Source organism: Streptomyces sp. NPDC002817, from assembly GCF_053592055.1.
The window spans coordinates 51,361-67,430 of record NZ_JBSFUY010000022.1 but is presented as its reverse complement, the minus strand read 5'-3'; the positions used below and the strand labels follow the sequence as shown (position 1 = coordinate 67,430).

The window sequence follows — 16,070 nt, the reverse complement described above, 5'->3', positions numbered from 1 at the left end:
CGCCGTATGACCGTGATCCTCGGTCAGACCTTCACCGGCATCAGCATCGGTGCCGTCCTGCTCCTCATCGCGCTCGGCCTCTCGCTCACCTTCGGCCAGATGAACGTCATCAACATGGCCCACGGCGAGTTCATCATGGCGGGCGCCTACACGACATACGTCCTGCAGAAGTCCATTTCCAGCGCGGGAATTTCACTGCTGGTCGCACTTCCCGTGGCATTTCTCGTCTCGGGCGCGCTGGGCGCGTTGCTGGAATGGCTGTTGATACGGCGCTTGTATCTGCGGCCACTTGACACTCTTCTCGTCACCTGGGGCGTCTCGCTGATGCTCCAGCAGCTCGCCCGGGACATTTTCGGTGCGCCCAATGTGCAGACCCGCGCGCCGGACGTCCTCACCGGGAACATCACCGTCATCGGCGGCGACGACCCGCTCACCTTCGCCAACAGCCGCCTGTTCATTCTGGGACTGGCCGTGGCGGCCGTGGTCGCGCTGTCGCTGACGCTGCGGCTGACGTCGCTGGGACGCCGGATCAGGGCCGTGGTGCAGAACCGGGACCTGGCCGAGGTCTCCGGCATCTCGACCTCGACCGTGGACCGTACGGCCTTCTTCATCGGCTCCGGGCTCGCGGGCGTGGCCGGGGTGGCGCTGACGCTGGTCGGTCCAATCGGGCCGACGATGGGCACCAACGTCATCATCGACGCCTTCCTGGTGATCGTGGTCGGCGGCATCGGACAGCTCAAGGGCACGGTCATCGTCGCCTTCGTGCTGGGCGTGCTCCAGTCGGTCCTGGAGTACTCCACGACCGTCAGCGTCGCCAAGGTGCTGGTGCTCGTCGCCATCGTCGCGTTCCTCCAGTGGCGGCCCCAGGGGCTGTACACGCTGCGTACGAGGAGTCTCGTATGAACGTCCTGACAGGCCGCTCGGCACGGGTGTGGGCGGGTTTCGCCGGGGCCGCCGTGCTGCTCTTCGCCGTCGCTCCGCTCGCCCTGTCCGACTTCCGGCTCGGGCTGCTCGCCAAGTACCTGTGCACGGCCATGGTCGCCGTCGGCGTCTGTCTGGCCTGGGGCCGCGGCGGACTGCTGACGCTCGGGCAGGGGGTGTTCTTCGGGCTCGGCGGCTACGCCATGGCGATGCATCTGAAGATCGCCGACGCCGGGCCGGGCAATCTGCCCGACTTCATGCAGCTGTACGGCACGGCCACCGAACTCCCCTGGTGGTGGAAGCCGTTCGAGAACCCGCTGTTCGCCCTCGCAGCGACCGTACTGCTCCCGATGGCCGTCGCCGCGCTGCTCGGTCTGTTCATCTTCCGGCGCCGGGTCAAGGGCGCCTACTTCGCGATCCTCAGCCAGGCACTCGCCGCGGCGCTGGCCATCTGGCTGATCGGCCAGCAGGCCACCACCGGCGGCACCAACGGGCTCACCGACATCCAGGGCTTCTTCGGCTACAGCCTCGACGACCCGGTCAACCAGCGGATGGTGTACTTCGTCATCGCCGCGGCCCTGCTGCTCCTGATCGTGATCGCCCGCCAGCTCATCAACAGCCGGTACGGCGAACTCCTCGTCGCCGTACGGGACTCCGAGGAGCGGGTGCGCTTCCTGGGGTACGACCCGGCGAACGTCAAGCTCGTCGCGTACGTCGTCGCCGCCGGTATGGCGGGCCTCGCGGGGGCGCTGTTCGTGCCGGCGGTCGGCATCATCTCGCCGGCCCTGATCGGCATCGTGCCGTCCATCGAGTTCGTGATCGGCGCCGCGGTGGGCGGCCGGGCAAGCCTCGTGGGTGCGGTCCTGGGCGCGGTGGCGGTCGCGTGGGCCAAGACCGCGCTGTCGGAGGAGTTCCCGGCGGCCTGGACCTACTTCCAAGGGCTGCTGTTCATCGTGGCGCTGGCCTTCCTGCCGGGTGGGCTCGCCTCGCTGGCGGTCCTCGTGCGGCGACGCAGGGCGACCACCGAGAAGAAGCCGACCGCCGTTCCCGTGGGAGAGGCAGCATGAGCGAGCTGGAGATACGCGGACTGCGGGTGTCCTTCGACGGGTTCACCGCCGTCGACGGGGTCGATCTCGACGTCAGCCCGGGTGATCTGCGCTTCCTCATCGGGCCGAACGGCGCGGGCAAGACGACCCTCGTCGACGCGGTCACCGGTCTGGTGAAGGCGGAGGGCTCGGTGCGGTTCGACGGCCGGGAGCTGTTGGGGCGGGCCGTGCACCGGATCGCGCGGTCCGGGATCGGGCGGACCTTCCAGACGGCCACCGTCTTCGAGGAGTTGACGGTCCTTCAGAACCTGGACATCGCGGCGGGCGCGGGCCGGAGCATGTGGACCATGCTGCGGCGCCGCAAGGACGTTCCGGAGCCCGTCGCGAAGGCGCTGGGGACCATCGGGCTCACGGACCTCGCCGACTCCCCCGCCGGAACCCTCGCCCACGGCCAGAAGCAGTGGCTGGAGATCGGCATGCTGCTCGTGCAGGACGTGAAGCTGCTGCTCCTCGACGAGCCGGTGGCCGGTATGAGCCACGACGAACGGCAGGCCACCGGCGAGCTGTTGCAGCGCATCAGCGAGGAGCGCACCGTCGTCGTCATCGAGCACGACATGGACTTCATGCGCTCCTTCGCGCGCAGCGTCAGCGTGCTGCACGCCGGCAAGGTGCTCAGCGAGGGCACGGTGGCCCAGGTGCAGGCGGATCCGAAGGTGCAGGAGGTGTACCTCGGGCACGCGGTGACCGAGGACGTCCCTGCCGTCGTTCTGGAGGCGTGATGTTGCAGATCGAGGACGTCCGCGTCGGCTACCACCGCAGCACGGTCCTGCACGGGGTGTCGATCGAGGTACCGAAGGACGGCGTGGCCGCGGTGCTCGGGCACAACGGCGCCGGCAAGAGCACGCTGCTGCGCGCCGCCGTCGGCCTGCTCAGCCCGAACAGCGGGACGATCCGCCTCGACGGCGAGGACATCACCCGCCGCAGGCCGCACGAGCGGGTCGCGCGCGGGATGGCGTACGTCCCGCAGGGGCAGCAGTCGTTCCCGCACCTGACCACCGCGGAGAACCTCCAGCTCGTCGCGGACGGCCGCAGACGGGGCAAGGAGGCGATCGCCGAGGCACTGGACCTCTTCCCCGCGCTGCGGACCCTCTCCGGTCGGCGTGCGGGACTGCTCTCCGGCGGTCAGCGGCAGCAACTCGCCATCGCCCGGGCCCTGGTGACGGAGCCCCGGATCCTTCTCCTCGACGAGCCGACCGAGGGCATCCAGCCGTCGGTGGTGGCCGAGATCGAGGAGACGATCCTCGCGCTGGCCGCCCGGGGCGGGCTCTCGGTGCTGCTGGTCGAGCAGCATGTCGGCTTCGCGATGCGGGCGGCGCAGAAGTACTACGTCCTGGAGGCCGGGCGGGTCACGTCCTTCGGCGAGGGCGGCAAGGAGTCGGAGCTCGCGGTGCGGGAGGCGCTCAGCGTGTGAGGCGGCGTTCGAGCCAGGCGCGTTCCGCCGGGTTCCCGGCCAGGGCGACAGCGGCCTCGTAGGTCCGCGCCGCCTCCGTGTCCCGGCCGAGGCGGCGCAGCAGGTCGGCGCGGACCGCGTGGAAGACGTGGTAGCCGTCGAGGTCGAGGGCGTCGACGAGGTCGAGGGCAGCGCGCGGTCCCTCGACCTCGGCCACGGCGACCGCCCTGTTCAGGGCGACGACCGGGCCGGGGGCCAGGGCCGTCAGCTGGTCGTACAGCTGGAGGACCTGCGTCCAGTCCGTCGGTGGCCCGTCGCTGTGGACGGCCTGGATGGCGGCCTGGATCTGGTACGGACCGGGCTGGTTGCGGCGCAGACACCGGCGTACGAGATCCTGCCCCTCGGTGACGAGCTCGCGGTCCCAGCGCCCGCGGTCCTGCTCGGGCAGCGGCACGAGCACGCCCTCGCTGTCCTCCCGTGCCGCCCGGCGGGACTCGACGAGGAGCATCAGGGCGAGCAGGCCCGTGGCCTCGGGCTCGTCCGGCATCAGGTCGGTCAGCAGACGGCCGAGGCGGAGCGCTTCCGCGCACAGGTCGGCCGAGCCCTCGTTGAAGATCAGGTAGACGACGGCGAGGACCCCTCGCAGCCGGTCCGGCAGGTCGGCGTCGCGGGGCACGCGGTACGGGATCCGGGCATCGCGGATCTTCGCCTTGGCGCGGACCAGGCGCTGCGCCATGGTCGGCTCGGGGACGAGGAACGCGCGGGCGATCTGGGGCGTGGTGAGCCCACCGAGCAGGCGCAGGGTCAGGGCGACCCGGGCCTGCGGCGCGAGGGCGGGATGGCAGCAGGTGAAGATCAGACGGAGGCGTTCGTCGCGCACGGGGCCCTCCTCGGGCGGCGCGTCGGGGGTGTGCAGGAGGGTCGCCTCGGCGTGTCGGCCGTCCCGTTTGGCCTCGCGGCGCAGCCGGTCGATCGCGCGGTTGCGGGCGGTGGTGATGATCCAGCCGGCGGGGCTCGGCGGCACTCCGGTCTCCGGCCAGCGCTGCACTGCCGTGGTGAAGGCGTCCTGGACCGCTTCCTCGGCGAGGTCGATGTCGCCGAGGAAGCGGACGAGGACGGCGACGGCGCGGCCGTACTCGGCGCGGAAGACGGCCTCGACGTCGACGGGCTGTGGCGTCACTCCTCGGCCTGGTGCATGAACGGGCGCACCTCGATGGGCAGGGTGGTGGCCCGGGTCGCCTTCCTGCCCCATTCCAGGGCCGCGTCCAGGTCGGGGGCCTTGATGAGACAGATGCCGCCCAGGTACTCCTTGCCCTCGGCGTACGGTCCGTCGGTGATCAGGAGGTCGCCGTCCCTGGGGCGCAGCACGGTGGCCGTGTCGGGGCCGTGCAGTCCGCCGGCGAAGACCCAGGCGCCGGCTTCGCGCAGTTCCGCGTGGAAGGTGTCGAGGTTGCGGACGATCTCCGCCATGGCCTCGGGTCCGGGCGGCGTTCCGTCGGTCGGGGTGATCACGCTGAGCAGGTAGTACTGCATGACGTCCTCCTTGGTGCCGTGTCGTTCTCTCAGCTCCTACACGATCGGCTCACCCCCGGATCGACACCGGGCACGACGGTATCGGGAGAATTTTTTCCATGACCATGGCACCGCACCCGCTCGTCGTCCGCACCCAGGAGCTCGCCGACCGTCTCCTCACCCCGCAGGCGGCGCGGGTCGACCTGGCGGAGGTGCCGGTGAGTCATATCGCGGAGATCAGGAAGTCGGGGCTGCTCGGGGTGAGCGCGCCCAAGGAGTACGGCGGGGCGGGCGCCCCCGACTCGGTGGCGCGGGAGATCCAGGAGATCCTGGCCGGGGCGTGCTGCTCGACCTGGTTCGTGCAGACCCAGCACCACACTCCGGTGCGGATGCTCGCGAAATCCGAACTCCCGGCCCGGGAGCGGCTGTTGCGCTCCTTGGCGTCCGGCGAGCTGCTGGCCGGGATCGCGTACGCCCATGTCCGCGCGTTCCCCCGGGTCCCCGTGCGGGCGACTGCCGAGCGGGGCGGCTGGCGGTTCGACGGGGCCGTGCCCTGGTACACGGGCTGGGGTCGGAACGACGTGATGCTGCTCGCGGGCGTGACCGACTCCGACGAGATCGTGTTCGCCTTCGCCGACGCGCGCGAGCAGCGGGGTGTGCGTGCCTCGGAGCCGATGCGGCTGGCGGCGCTCACGGCCGCCCGTACGGTCTCCCTGGAGCTGGACGGCCTGTGGCTGCCCGAGGAGAGCGTGGTGCTGCGCACTCCGCAGGAGAAGTTCGCCCTCGTCGACCTGCCCCGCAGCACCAACACGTCTCCGGCGGTCTTCGGGGTGGCGTATGCCGCGCTGCGTGTGCTGGAGGACGCCGGGGAGACGGAGACGGCCCAGGAGCTGCGCGGGCAGGTCGACGAGGTGCGGCGGCAGGCGTACGAGCTGGCCGATCACCCCGTCGCGCACGAGCGCGTCGAGGAGCGCCTGGCGCTCAAGACCCGGTCGTACGACCTGATGCGTGCGGCCACGACCGCCGCGGTCGTGGCCGGGGGCGGCCGCACCATGGACGTACGCCATCCTGCCCAGCGACTCGCCCGGGAGGGACTGTTCCTGCTGGTGCAGGGGCAGACGTCGGTGGTGCGAAGGGCGCATCTCGACGCGCTGACCGAACTCCGGGAGTCCGCATGAGCGACAGTCCGACCGACATCGTCGAAGCGGCGTTTCGCCACTACCGATCGCAGGATCGCGAGGCCGCCCTCGCGCTCTACGCCGAGGACTTCACCTTCACCAGTCCGCGGGACGACCACATCGACAGGGCGGCGTTCTTCGAGCGGTGTTTCCCGACCGCGGACCGGTTCGCGGAGCAGCGGCTGCTGCACGTCGTCCCCGCCGACGGGGAGCTCGTGCTCGTGTACTACGAGTACGAGCTCACGACCGGCGGCCGGTACCGCAACGTCGAGGCGATCACCGTCCGGGACGGACTCATCGGGGAGGTGCAGGTCTTCTTCGGTGGCGAGGTCAGCGGCAGCCGCTAGCTCGCGAACGGCACCTGCGCGGAGGGAGCGGCCGGCTTCTCGAACGGGTGCCGCCACAGCCCCTGGGCGGCGAGCCGCGGCAGGACGCCCTCGCCGAACCAGTACGCCTCCTCCAGGTGCGGATAGCCGGAGAGGACGAACTCGTCGATGCCGAGGGCGTGGTACTCCTTGATCCGCTCGGCGACCTCGTCGTGGCTGCCGACCAGGGCGGTGCCGGCGCCGCCGCGGACCAGGCCGATCCCGGCCCAGAGGTTGGGGTGGATCTCCAGGCCGGTGTGGGTCCCCCCGCTCGAGCGAAGCCGAGAGTGGGGGAGGTTGCCGCCGCTGTGCAGGGCGAGCATCCGCTGCTGTCCCTCGGACTCGCTGCGGGCGAGTCCGGCCTGGACCGACTTCACGGTGTCCGGGTCGAAGCCCGCCAGCAGCCGGTCCGCCTCGGCCCACGCCTGCTCGGAGGTGTCGCGGGTGATGACGTGCAGCCGGATGCCGAAGCGCAGGGTGCGGCCGTGCTTCGCGGCGAGCCCTCGGATCCAGGCGATCTTCTCGGCCACCGCCGCCGGGGGTTCGCCCCAGGTCAGGTACACGTCGACGTGCTGCGCGGCGATCTCGCCGGCGATCGGCGAGGAGCCGCCGAAGTACACCTCGGGGACCGGGTCGGGCACCCGGGCGAGCTTGGCGTCCTCGACCTGGAGGTGCTCGCCCTTCAGGTCGACCGTCTTGCCCTCCCACAACCCACGTACGACTTCGAGGAATTCGCCGGTACGGCGGTAGCGGTCGTCCTTGTCGAGGAAGTCGCCGTAGGCCCGCTGCTCATGGCTCTCGCCGCCGGTGACGACGTTGAGCAGGAGCCGTCCGCCGCTCTGCCGCTGGAAGGTGGAGGCCATCTGCGCGGCGAGGGTCGGCGAGACGAAACCGGGGCGGAAGGCGACCAGGAACTTCAGCCGCTCGGTGTTCTGGCTGACCATGGCGGTGGTCAGCCACGCGTCCTCGCACCAGGCGCCGGTCGGTGTGAGCGCGCCGACGAAACCGAGGTCCTCGGCGGCACGGGCGATCTGGCTCAGATAGGCCACCGTCGGCGGCCGGTCACGCCCGGAGACGGTCGCCGGGGTGCCGTGGCCGCCGCCGACGACGTGGCGGCTGTCCCCGTTGGTGGGGAGGAACCAGTGGAAGGTGAGGGACACGTGGGGGTCTCCGATCAAGGGCTTCGGGATCTTCGGGGTCAGAGCAGACCGTGGCGGGGCGGCCTGGTGCCGTTGAGCACGTACCGGCCGATGTGCTGGATCTTCCAGCGGGTCGGATCGTGCAGGGTGTGCGTGCGGGCGTCGCGCCAATGCCGGTGCAGATTGAGGGAGTTGAGGGCCGCTCGGGTGCCGGACACCTCGAAGAGGGCGCTCGCCACGTCCACGGCGGCGTTCGCGGCCTGCACCTTGGCGGCGGCGACGGCGATGGACGCCTCGGCCGCCGAGTCGTCGGTGAGGTCGGCCTGTGCCGCCTGGACGGCACGGGCGGCCTCTCGCAACAGCGCCTCCGACGCCCGTACTTGAACCGCGAGTTCACCGAACCGCTGGATCAGCAGCGGGTCTTCGGCGGCCGTCTCGACGCCGCTCTCGAACCACGGCCTGCTCTTCGTCCGCACGAACTCCGCCGCCTCCGCCAGCGCTCCCCCGGCGATCCCGGCATCGATGGCGGCGTGCAGCAACTGGGCTACGGCGCCGTGGAGTTGGGGTCCCTCGAAGGTGAGGTGATGGGGCAGGACCCGATCGGCCGGAACCTCGACGCCTTCGAGGCGGACCGTGCCGCTGGCGGTGGTGCGCTGGCCGAGGCCGTCCCAGTCGTCGATCACGGTGACGCCGGGCGCGTCCCGTGGCACGTACGCGACATGGAGCTTGTCGTCCTCGGCGCGGGCGAGCACGGGGATCCAGTCCGCGAACAAGGCGCCGGTGGAGTAGTGCTTGACGCCGTCGAGGACGTACGAGCCGTCGGGTCGCGGTGCGAGACGGGTGCGGATGTCCTGGACGTGCCGGGTGCCGGCCTCCGACTGGGCGTTGCCGAGGCGGCGGCCGGAAAGGAGTTCGGCGAAGAAGAACTTCCTTTGCTCCTCGGTGCCCTGACGACGGATCACGTTGACGTAGGCGAAGTGGCTCTGCGGGATCTGCGCGAGGCTGGCGTCGGCCGAGGCCAGCAGCCGGAAGATCTCGGCGAGGGTCTGCGGGCCGACGTCCGCTCCCCCGTGCTCCGCGGGGACGGTGACGGCCAGCAGGCCGGACGCGGAGAGCCGGTCGAGCTCGGCGCGCGGCAGCCTGCGTTCGGTGTCCCGCGCGGAGGCTCCCGCGCGGAACTCCTCGGCCAGGGCGGCCGCGACGGCGAGGGCCTCCGCGTCGTCGGCGATCACATGGGCGGTCATCCGGGTCAGCTCGCCGCGGCCAGGACCGGAGTGCGGCCCAGTGCCGCCGAGAACTGGTCGACGACCTGGGTCAGGGCCTCGGTGCTGGTCGCGACGACGCTGAGGGTGCCGTCCTCGTGCACGGTGATGTCCTTGTCGAGGGTGAACCAGCCCTGGACGATGTGGGCGGCGCCCATGGAGTTGAGCACCGGGCGCAGCGCGTAGTCGATGGCGAGGACGTGGGCGGTGGTGCCGCCGGTGGCGAGCGGGAGCACGGTCTTGCCGGTGAGGGCGTACTGCGGGAGCAGGTCCAGCAGGGCCTTGAGGACTCCGGAGTAGGACGCCTTGTAGACGGGGGTGGCGACGACGATTCCGTCGGCGCGGGCGAAGAGCTCGGTGGCCTCGACGATCGCGGGGTGCTTGAAGTCGGCGCCGAGGAGGGCCTCGGCGGGGATGGTGCGGACGTCGAGCGGGATCACCTGGTGGCCCTGGGCGGTCAGCCGCTGGTCGAGGTGGCGCAGCAGGCGGTTGGTGCGGGAGGAGGCGGAAGGGCTGCCGGAGACGGACAGGACGGTGGCCATGCGGTCCTCTTTCGGGAAGCGGGCGCCCGCACACGGCGGGCGCCCCCGGGGAAGCGGTCAGGAGTACCAGGTGGGTTCGGGCAGTTCGCCCTCGAGGACCCAGCGGCCGACCTCGCGCCGCTTGTAGGCGACCGGGTCGTGCAGGGTGTGGGTGCGGACGTTGCGCCAGAACCGGTCGAGACCCTCGTCGGTGGCCGTGGAGCGGGCTCCGGTGACCTCGAAGATCCGGTTCGAGATCTCCAGGGCGACGTCGGTGGCGCGCGCCTTCACGGCCGCGACCCGCACCTCGAAGTCGCCGCGGGTCTGCTCGGTGACCGCGTCGGGGTCGTCGTGCAGCTTCTGCCCCTCGGCGGCGACGGTGTCGGCGAGCGCCTCGGCCGCCCAGAGCTTCGCGGTGAGGTCGCCGTAGAGGTCGATGACATACGGCTCGTCGACCGCGCGCTCGTGGCCGCCGTGCAGCCAGGAGCGGGACTTCTCCCGGGTGTAGGCGGCGGCCGTCTCCAGGGCGCCGCCCGCGATGCCCAGGTAGAAGTTGACGAAGACCAGCTGGATGGTGGGGACGTTCAGGGTGTTGTAGACGCGCGGCTGGAACACCTTGTCGACGTATCCGGCCGCCGACGACCAGGGTGTGCGCACACCGTCGAGGGTGACGCCGCCGCTCTCGGTGAGCCGCTGGCCGATGTTGTCCCAGTCGTCGTGGAAGGTCAGGCCCTCGGAGTCGGAGGGCACGATGGCGAAGACGTGGTCGTCGGTGCCTTCCAGTACGCCTTCCAGGACGGTGACGTCGGAGACCTTGCTGCCGGTGGAGAAGGACTTGCGGCCGGTGAAGACGAGGTCGTCGCCGTCCTCGGTGACGGTCACGTCCTTGTCGCGCGGGTTGACGGCACCGCCGAAGAACCAGCGGTTGCGTGCGGCCTCGGCCTCCACGTGCTCCCACTGCTCGCGGGTGCCGACCAGACGGGCCGCCCAGTTCCAGAGGTAGTGGTAGCCGAGAAGCTGGCCGATGGAGCCGTCGGCCTTGGCGACCTCGCGGACGACGCGGTACGCGGTCGGCCAGTCCTGGCCCGCGCCGCCGTGCTCCGTGGGGCCGAGCAGGGTGACGAGGCCGGAGTCCTTGAGGAGCTGGACCTCGGCGTGCGGGGTGGCGCCGGCCCGGTCGCGTGCGGCGGCGTCGGTGGCGAGGACGGCGGCGACGTCGGCGGCACGGGCGATCCAGTCCCGCGCGGTCTCGGGTGCGGGGCGGTTGTGCCAGTCGGTGTTCGTGGCGGTGCTCATGTGGGTGACCTCCTCAGACCTGGGCGGGGACGGACTCGGGGAGCTGGGCCTCCAGTTCGCGCACCAACGGCAGGACGCGCTTGCCGAAGTACTCGACCTCTTCGTGGTAGTGGAGGAACCCGAGGAGGAGCAGGTCGACGCCGAGCCTCTTGTAGGCGACGATCCGCTCGGCGATCTGCTCGGGGGTGCCGATGAGGCCGGTGCGGAAGCCGTCGTTGTACTGGACGAGGTCCTCGAAGGAGGAGTCCTGCCACATGCCCTTCTTGTCGGCCGTGGACTGGCCGGCCTGCTTCACGGCGTTGCCGAAGCCCTCGACGGCCTCGGTGTCGGCCTTGGCGACGATCTCCCGGAGGGTGTCGCGGGCCTCGGCCTCGGTGTCACGGGCGATGAGGAAGCCGTTGAGGCCGAACTTCGGTGCGGTGCGGCCGACTTCGGCGGCGGACTTGCGGACGTCCTCGATCTGCTCGACGACCCCGTCGAAGTCCTTGCCGTTGGAGAAGTACCAGTCGGAGACCCGGCCGGCCATCTGCCGCGCGGCGCTGGAGTTGCCGCCCTGGAAGATCTCCGGGTGCGGGCGTTCGGGTGTGTTGAGCGGCTTGGGCTTGAGGGAGAAATCGCGCAGCCGGTAGAAGTCACCGGCGAGTTCGGTGTGGTCCTCGGTCCAGATCTGGCGCAGGGCGCGGATGAACTCCTCGGAGCGGCGGTAGCGCTCGTCGTGCTCCAGCCAGGGCTCGCCGAGGGCGGTGAACTCGCCCTTGAACCAGCCGGACACGACGTTCACGGCGAAGCGGCCGTTCGAGAGGTGGTCGGCGGTGGCACCGAGCTTGGCCAGGACGCCGGGGTGCCACAGGCCGGGGTGGACGGCGGCGATGACCTTCAGACGCTGGGTGGCCAGGAGGAGGGCGAGGCTGAAGCTGGTCGACTCGTGCTGGTACTCGGCGCCGTAGCTGGCCATGTAGCGGACCTGGCTGAGCGCGTAGTCGAAGCCGTTGTTCTCGGCGAGGACGGCGAGTTCGCGGTTGTAGTCGTAGCCCCAGTCGGTGCGCTGCTCGATCTTGCTGGTGACGAGGCCCCCGCTGACGTTGGGGACCCAGTAGGCGAATTTCACGGGCTCTGCGGGCATGCGGAACTCCAGTTGCGGAATGTTTTCGAGCACGCCGAATTCAAGGAGGTCGTCAAAGGGAACGCGGACGCGTTGAATTCAGGCGGGGAGAGCGAAAAGCGCGGCGGATCTCGGGAGAGTGATCAGGCCGCGGGGCAACAGGAGGCGCTGGAGACGCGCGCGAGGTCGACATGGCGTCGCCGCGTGAGGTCCAGTCGCATCATCATGTTCTCGATCGTGACAGCCGCCGGTCCGGGCCGTCAAGGTAAACCCGACCGGTCTCGTATCGCGGACCATTGAATTTCACGAAGGTGTGACAGGGAAACCCTTGAACGCACCGGGAAATGCGTCGCATTCTTCCTGCCATGCGCACCGAACAGCTCGAATACATCGCCGCGGTGACCCGGCTCGGTTCCCTGCGCCGGGCCGCGGAGGAACTGCGCCTTTCCCAGCCCGCGTTGAGCGAGACGGTACGGAACCTGGAACGCGAGCTGGGCGTGGACCTCCTGGAGCGCAAGCGGTCGGGCGCGACGATGAGCGCGGAGGGCCGGGAACTGCTGCCGCACATCATCAATGTGCTGGACGCGGTGGACCGGCTGAGGTCGGCGGCGGGCGAGCAGCACCGCATCAGCCGGATGGTGCGCGTGGGGACGGTGAACGCGGCGACCGTGCCGCTGCTGATCCCGGCGGTGCGGGAGTTCCGCGCCGGCCATCCGGTGACCCAGGTCGAGGTGGTCGGCGCCCAGCAGACCGACATCCACCGGGCGCTGTCCGAGGGCGGTTTCGATCTCGGCCTGGTGAACCATCTGGAGGGCGACGACGTACCGGCCGAACTGGAGAGCACGGAGCTGCTGCGCGGCCGCCCCGTGGTGTGTCTGCGGCCCGACAGTCCGCTGGCCGCACGCACCGCCCTGTCGGTGACCGACCTCCTGGACACGCCGCTGATCGCGATGCGCTCGGGCTATGTCATGCACCGTTATGTGCACCGGCTGCTGGACGGCAGGGCGCCCTCGTTCTCGTACTCCACCGACGGCGCCGAGATGGGCAAGCTGATGGTCGCGGAAGGGCTCGGTGTCACAGTGCTGCCGGACTTCAGCGTCGTGGACGATCCGCTGGTGCGCGGCGGCGCGCTCACCCACCGCCCGCTCACCGACGACTCGACCCGCGTCCTGCTGATGCTCCAGCGCCGCCGCGCGGACCCGGTGCCGCGCGCGGTCCAGGATCTGCACGATGTGTTCGTGGCGCGGGCCCGGGTGCTGGTCTCAGGAAACTGAACGTCGGGCACCCGCAGGAGAGGGTGAGGCTGTCATCTGAGGAGTGAGAAGACGATCACGGGTGCCGTGCGACGGCCTTCTCGTGGGCGAGGGGCTGCGCGGCGTAGGTGATGCGGACGACGCCGTCCGCGTGGCGTTCCGTGCCGCCCCGTACGCCGAAGACGTCCCGCAGCAGGTCCGGGGTCAGGACGTCCAGGACGGGCCCCGCCGCCACCACCGCGCCCTCGTGGAGGACGACCAGGTGATCGCAGAGCCGGGCGGCCAGGTCGAGGTCGTGCAGGACCGCCAGGGTGGTGATGCCGGTGCTGCGGATCAGGTCCAGGAGCTCGAAGCGGGCGCGGATGTCGAGGTGGTTGGTGAGTTCGTCCAGGACCAGGAGCCGGGGTCGCTGGGCGAGTGCGCGGGCCAGCAGGACGCGCTGGCGTTCGCCGCCGGACAGGGTGGCGTAGTCGCGGTCCGCGAAGGGGCCGACGCCACAGCGTGCGACCGCCTCGGCCACGGCCTCACGGTCGTCGGCGCCGTCCCGGCCCAGCAGACCGTGGTGGGGCGTGCGGCCGAGGGCGACGATCTCGGTGACGCTCAGTCCGGTCGTGGTGCCGGCGTCCTGGAGGACGGCCGCGGTGCGGCGGGCAGCGGTCCGCGCGGACAGCTCCCATACGTCGTCGCCGCCCACCCTGACCACTCCGTCGGCCGGCCGCAGCGAGCGGTAGACGGTGCGCAGCAGGGTGGACTTGCCGCTGCCGTTGGGGCCCACGAGCCCGACGATGTCCCCCTTGCCCGCCTCCAGATCCACCGCGCGGAGGATCGGTTTGCGGTCCAGGGTGATGTGGAGCTGGTCCACGGTCAGTTTCATACGGTGTCCAGGCCCTTGTTGCGGCGCAGCAGCCACAGGAAGAAGGGGGCGCCGAGCAGGGCGGTGAGGATGCCCAGCGGCAGTTCGTTGGGGCGGGTGAGGGTGCGGGAAAGCAGGTCCACGAGGACCAGGTAATTGGCTCCCAGGAGTGCCGTCAGGGGCAGCAGGCGTCGGTGGTCGGCACCCACGGTCATGCGGACCAGGTGGGGGATCATCAGGCCGACGAAGCCGATGCCGCCCGCGACGGCGATGACGGTGCCGGTGAGCAGGGCGCTGATCACCAGTAGGGCGGCCCGCAGCCGGTTGACGTCGACGCCGAGCGCGGTCGCGGACTCGTCGCCGGCCAGCAGGGCGTTGAGCCGACGCCCGAACAGGGTCAGCAGGACCGTGCTCGTGAGGACCACCACGGTGACGGTGGGCAGTTGGCTCCACTGGGCTCCGGCGACGCTCCCGAGCATCCAGAACATGACCGTGCGCAGCTCGGTCGGGGTCGCCATCAGCTGGACGAAGCTGGTGACCGACAGCAGGACGTACCCGACGGCGACCCCGGCCAGGACCAGCCGGGTCGGTGCCAGCCGGCCCCGCCGCTGCCCCAGTGCGAAGACCAGTGCCCCGGCCGCCAGGGCACCGACGAAGGCCGCTCCCGAGACACCGAGTCCGCCCAGTCCGGCGAGCGCGACACCGCCGAGGGTGATGACCAGTACGGCCCCCAGGGAGGCTCCGTAGGAGAAGCCGAGGACGATCGGGTCGGCGAGCGGGTTGGAGACCAGGGTCTGCAACACCGCCCCGGCCACGGCCAGGCCCGCGCCGACCAGCGCGGCCAGGGCCACGCGGGGGGCTCGGAAGGTCCACACGATCTGGTCGAGGGCCGGGTCGCCGGTGGCTCCGCGGCCGGTGAGGTGGTGCAGGAGGATCCTCCACACCTCACCCACCGGGATGTTCACCGCGCCGATGCTGACCGCCACCACCATCACGGCGACGAGGACGACGAGGAGCCCGAGGACCCCCAGGGGCAACCGCAGCCGGCTCAGAACCTGTCGGGGTGCAGCACCTTCGCGATCTTCTCGACGGCCAGGTCGTTGCTCGGGCCGAGGTACATCGAGTCCGACAGAGCCACGTACGTGTTGTTCTTCGCGGCCGGCCACTGGGGGAACTCCTTCAGCAGTTTCCTGGCGTAGGCCGCCGGGTTCGGGTCGTTGTAGCCGATGACGACGAGCGCGTCGACGTCGGTGGCGGCCACCTTCTCCTTGCTGAGGTCGGCGAAGGAGGTCGCGGAGGCGTTCTCGAACGCGTTGGAGCCGCCGGCCTTGGCGAGGATGTCGTTGTAGATGCCCTTGGCGACGACCGAGCTGAAGTCGTTGCCGCCCATGGCCATGTTGGAGAACAGGACCATGACCTTGGGCTGCTTCTCGCCCTCGACCTCGGCGGAGACCTCGGCGATGTGCTTCTCGGAGGCGGCGACGATCTTCTCGGCCCGGGCGCTCCTGCCGAAGACCTTGCCCATGTCGCGCAGCAGCGTGTAGCTGTCGGCGATGGTCATCCTGGAGGTGTCCTGGTCGCAGCCCTGCGGGGAGACGTAGGTGTGGGCCCCCACCTGTTTCAACTGCTCACGGGTGGCGAAGCCGTTCTTCTCGTCGAAGCCGTACGACGTCGTCGACAGCACCAGGTCCGGGCGGAGCCCGATCATCGCCTCGCGCGGGATGTCGTAGGCGTCGTTGAGCTTGACGTCACCGGTGGGCAGCTTCTCGATGGCGTCGGCGCGGCCCGCGACCTCGGACATCCCGTAGGTCTGCTGGTTGGCGACGACGCGGTCGCCGACGCCGAGGGCGAGCAGGGTGGAGACCTCGGCGACCGAGGCGCCGTTCATGACGACGACGCGGCGGGGTTCCTCGGTGAACTTCTCGGAGGCTCCGCAGTTCTCCAGGGTCACCGGGTAGCCGGAGTTCGCGGCGGCGGCGGACGCCTTGGCGGTGTCGCCGTCCGCGGTGTCCGTCGAGGAGCCGCAGGCCGCGGTGACCAGACAGAGGGCGCCGGCCACGGCGATCGCGGAGGGCCGTTTCTTCGGCATGCAGGCTCCTTGGTGCGGGGTGCTCGTGACGCGACGGGTTCTGTTGCAGTAGTCGGGGGCCCGGCCCCGTGAGTTCCCGGGAA

General features: G+C 70.7%; 18 protein-coding genes. 7 read left to right on the top strand and 11 right to left on the bottom strand.

Going from position 1 to position 16,070, the window contains the following annotated elements:
• Window positions 1–6: 6 nt before the first annotated feature.
• From urtB to urtE, 4 genes are read left to right on the top strand one after another with little or no spacing between them, the layout of a single operon-like run.
• Window positions 7–903 (top strand): urea ABC transporter permease subunit UrtB, encoded by an 897-nt coding sequence (urtB, locus tag ACWD3I_RS32710; protein ID WP_266896753.1) that lies wholly within the window; start codon window positions 7–9, stop codon window positions 901–903.
• Window positions 900–1,988, top strand: a complete 1,089-nt coding sequence (urtC, locus tag ACWD3I_RS32705; protein ID WP_451084249.1) for an urea ABC transporter permease subunit UrtC — start codon at window positions 900–902, stop codon at window positions 1,986–1,988. Before urtB ends, urtC begins: the two co-directional genes overlap by 4 nt.
• Window positions 1,985–2,746: an urea ABC transporter ATP-binding protein UrtD gene (gene urtD, locus ACWD3I_RS32700; RefSeq protein ID WP_365413905.1), complete on the top strand. Its 762-nt coding sequence runs from the start codon at window positions 1,985–1,987 to the stop codon at window positions 2,744–2,746. The genes urtC and urtD overlap by 4 nt, the downstream gene beginning before the upstream one ends.
• Window positions 2,746–3,438 (top strand): urea ABC transporter ATP-binding subunit UrtE, encoded by a 693-nt coding sequence (gene urtE / locus ACWD3I_RS32695; RefSeq protein WP_365413903.1) that lies wholly within the window; start codon window positions 2,746–2,748, stop codon window positions 3,436–3,438. Before urtD ends, urtE begins: the two co-directional genes overlap by 1 nt.
• Here urtE and ACWD3I_RS32690 read toward each other — a convergent pair.
• Both ACWD3I_RS32690 and ACWD3I_RS32685 read right to left on the bottom strand, forming a co-directional pair.
• Window positions 3,428–4,597, bottom strand: coding sequence for an RNA polymerase sigma factor (locus ACWD3I_RS32690; protein WP_365413901.1), 1,170 nt, complete (start codon window positions 4,595–4,597; stop codon window positions 3,428–3,430). The two genes, urtE and ACWD3I_RS32690, sit on opposite strands and share 11 nt — an antisense overlap.
• Entirely contained in the window at window positions 4,594–4,950 is a 357-nt protein-coding gene (locus ACWD3I_RS32685) for a YciI family protein (protein ID WP_365413899.1), read from the bottom strand. The genes ACWD3I_RS32690 and ACWD3I_RS32685 overlap by 4 nt, the downstream gene beginning before the upstream one ends.
• Window positions 4,951–5,048: 98 nt before the next feature.
• Here ACWD3I_RS32685 and ACWD3I_RS32680 point away from each other — a divergent pair, with 98 nt between their 5' ends.
• Window positions 5,049–6,107 carry an acyl-CoA dehydrogenase family protein gene (locus ACWD3I_RS32680; RefSeq protein ID WP_365413897.1) on the top strand — a complete coding sequence of 353 codons (1,059 nt, stop codon included), beginning with the start codon at window positions 5,049–5,051 and terminating at the stop codon, window positions 6,105–6,107.
• Window positions 6,104–6,454: a nuclear transport factor 2 family protein gene (locus tag ACWD3I_RS32675; RefSeq protein ID WP_365413895.1), complete on the top strand. Its 351-nt coding sequence runs from the start codon at window positions 6,104–6,106 to the stop codon at window positions 6,452–6,454. The genes ACWD3I_RS32680 and ACWD3I_RS32675 overlap by 4 nt, the downstream gene beginning before the upstream one ends.
• Here ACWD3I_RS32675 and ACWD3I_RS32670 read toward each other — a convergent pair.
• The 6 genes from ACWD3I_RS32670 to ACWD3I_RS32645 all read right to left on the bottom strand — a co-directional run bounded on the left by ACWD3I_RS32670 (window position 6,451) and on the right by ACWD3I_RS32645 (window position 12,013).
• Window positions 6,451–7,632 carry an LLM class flavin-dependent oxidoreductase gene (locus tag ACWD3I_RS32670; RefSeq protein ID WP_451084248.1) on the bottom strand — a complete coding sequence of 394 codons (1,182 nt, stop codon included), beginning with the start codon at window positions 7,630–7,632 and terminating at the stop codon, window positions 6,451–6,453. The genes ACWD3I_RS32675 and ACWD3I_RS32670 overlap by 4 nt on opposite strands.
• Before the next feature lie 38 nt (window positions 7,633–7,670).
• Window positions 7,671–8,855, bottom strand: coding sequence for an SfnB family sulfur acquisition oxidoreductase (locus ACWD3I_RS32665; RefSeq protein WP_365411249.1), 1,185 nt, complete (start codon window positions 8,853–8,855; stop codon window positions 7,671–7,673).
• A 5-nt stretch (window positions 8,856–8,860) separates the two neighbouring features.
• Window positions 8,861–9,415, bottom strand: coding sequence for an NADPH-dependent FMN reductase (gene ssuE / locus ACWD3I_RS32660; protein WP_365411246.1), 555 nt, complete (start codon window positions 9,413–9,415; stop codon window positions 8,861–8,863).
• A gap of 57 nt (window positions 9,416–9,472) precedes the next feature.
• Complete coding sequence (locus ACWD3I_RS32655; protein WP_365411243.1) at window positions 9,473–10,690, bottom strand: acyl-CoA dehydrogenase family protein; 1,218 nt, start codon at window positions 10,688–10,690, stop codon at window positions 9,473–9,475.
• Window positions 10,691–10,703: 13 nt separating this feature from the next.
• On the bottom strand, window positions 10,704–11,813 hold the full coding sequence (gene sfnG / locus ACWD3I_RS32650) for a dimethylsulfone monooxygenase SfnG (protein ID WP_365411240.1): 1,110 nt from the start codon (window positions 11,811–11,813) through the stop codon (window positions 10,704–10,706).
• Between the two features lie 122 nt (window positions 11,814–11,935).
• Window positions 11,936–12,013 carry a putative leader peptide gene (locus ACWD3I_RS32645; protein WP_353962852.1) on the bottom strand — a complete coding sequence of 26 codons (78 nt, stop codon included), beginning with the start codon at window positions 12,011–12,013 and terminating at the stop codon, window positions 11,936–11,938.
• A 144-nt stretch (window positions 12,014–12,157) separates the two neighbouring features.
• On the opposite strand from ACWD3I_RS32645, the gene ACWD3I_RS32640 reads away from it, so the two are divergent.
• Complete coding sequence (locus ACWD3I_RS32640; RefSeq protein ID WP_365411237.1) at window positions 12,158–13,066, top strand: LysR family transcriptional regulator; 909 nt, start codon at window positions 12,158–12,160, stop codon at window positions 13,064–13,066.
• A 55-nt stretch (window positions 13,067–13,121) separates the two neighbouring features.
• Here ACWD3I_RS32640 and ACWD3I_RS32635 read toward each other — a convergent pair whose 3' ends face one another.
• From ACWD3I_RS32635 to ACWD3I_RS32625, 3 genes are read right to left on the bottom strand one after another with little or no spacing between them, the layout of a single operon-like run.
• On the bottom strand, window positions 13,122–13,919 hold the full coding sequence (locus tag ACWD3I_RS32635) for an ABC transporter ATP-binding protein (RefSeq protein ID WP_365411234.1): 798 nt from the start codon (window positions 13,917–13,919) through the stop codon (window positions 13,122–13,124).
• Window positions 13,916–14,890, bottom strand: a complete 975-nt coding sequence (locus ACWD3I_RS32630; RefSeq protein ID WP_365411258.1) for a FecCD family ABC transporter permease — start codon at window positions 14,888–14,890, stop codon at window positions 13,916–13,918. Before ACWD3I_RS32630 ends, ACWD3I_RS32635 begins: the two co-directional genes overlap by 4 nt.
• A gap of 56 nt (window positions 14,891–14,946) precedes the next feature.
• The gene (locus ACWD3I_RS32625) at window positions 14,947–15,987 is read right to left on the bottom strand and encodes an ABC transporter substrate-binding protein (protein WP_365411231.1); all 1,041 of its coding nucleotides are present in this window, start codon (window positions 15,985–15,987) and stop codon (window positions 14,947–14,949) included.
• Between the last annotated feature and the right edge of the window lie 83 nt (window positions 15,988–16,070).

Coding starts and splice junctions, on each gene's coding strand:
- ACWD3I_RS32640 (WP_365411237.1), top strand. CDS start 12,158: ATGCGCACCGAACAGCTCGAATACATCGCCGCGGTGACCCGGCTCGGT.
- ACWD3I_RS32655 (WP_365411243.1), bottom strand. CDS start 10,690: ATGAGCACCGCCACGAACACCGACTGGCACAACCGCCCCGCACCCGAG.
- ACWD3I_RS32645 (WP_353962852.1), bottom strand. CDS start 12,013: ATGCGACTGGACCTCACGCGGCGACGCCATGTCGACCTCGCGCGCGTC.
- urtE (WP_365413903.1), top strand. CDS start 2,746: ATGTTGCAGATCGAGGACGTCCGCGTCGGCTACCACCGCAGCACGGTC.
- ACWD3I_RS32665 (WP_365411249.1), bottom strand. CDS start 8,855: ATGACCGCCCATGTGATCGCCGACGACGCGGAGGCCCTCGCCGTCGCG.
- urtD (WP_365413905.1), top strand. CDS start 1,985: ATGAGCGAGCTGGAGATACGCGGACTGCGGGTGTCCTTCGACGGGTTC.
- urtC (WP_451084249.1), top strand. CDS start 900: ATGAACGTCCTGACAGGCCGCTCGGCACGGGTGTGGGCGGGTTTCGCC.
- ACWD3I_RS32635 (WP_365411234.1), bottom strand. CDS start 13,919: ATGAAACTGACCGTGGACCAGCTCCACATCACCCTGGACCGCAAACCG.
- ssuE (WP_365411246.1), bottom strand. CDS start 9,415: ATGGCCACCGTCCTGTCCGTCTCCGGCAGCCCTTCCGCCTCCTCCCGC.
- ACWD3I_RS32685 (WP_365413899.1), bottom strand. CDS start 4,950: ATGCAGTACTACCTGCTCAGCGTGATCACCCCGACCGACGGAACGCCG.
- ACWD3I_RS32625 (WP_365411231.1), bottom strand. CDS start 15,987: ATGCCGAAGAAACGGCCCTCCGCGATCGCCGTGGCCGGCGCCCTCTGT.
- ACWD3I_RS32680 (WP_365413897.1), top strand. CDS start 5,049: ATGACCATGGCACCGCACCCGCTCGTCGTCCGCACCCAGGAGCTCGCC.
- ACWD3I_RS32630 (WP_365411258.1), bottom strand. CDS start 14,890: ATGGTGGTGGCGGTCAGCATCGGCGCGGTGAACATCCCGGTGGGTGAG.
- urtB (WP_266896753.1), top strand. CDS start 7: ATGACCGTGATCCTCGGTCAGACCTTCACCGGCATCAGCATCGGTGCC.
- sfnG (WP_365411240.1), bottom strand. CDS start 11,813: ATGCCCGCAGAGCCCGTGAAATTCGCCTACTGGGTCCCCAACGTCAGC.
- ACWD3I_RS32675 (WP_365413895.1), top strand. CDS start 6,104: ATGAGCGACAGTCCGACCGACATCGTCGAAGCGGCGTTTCGCCACTAC.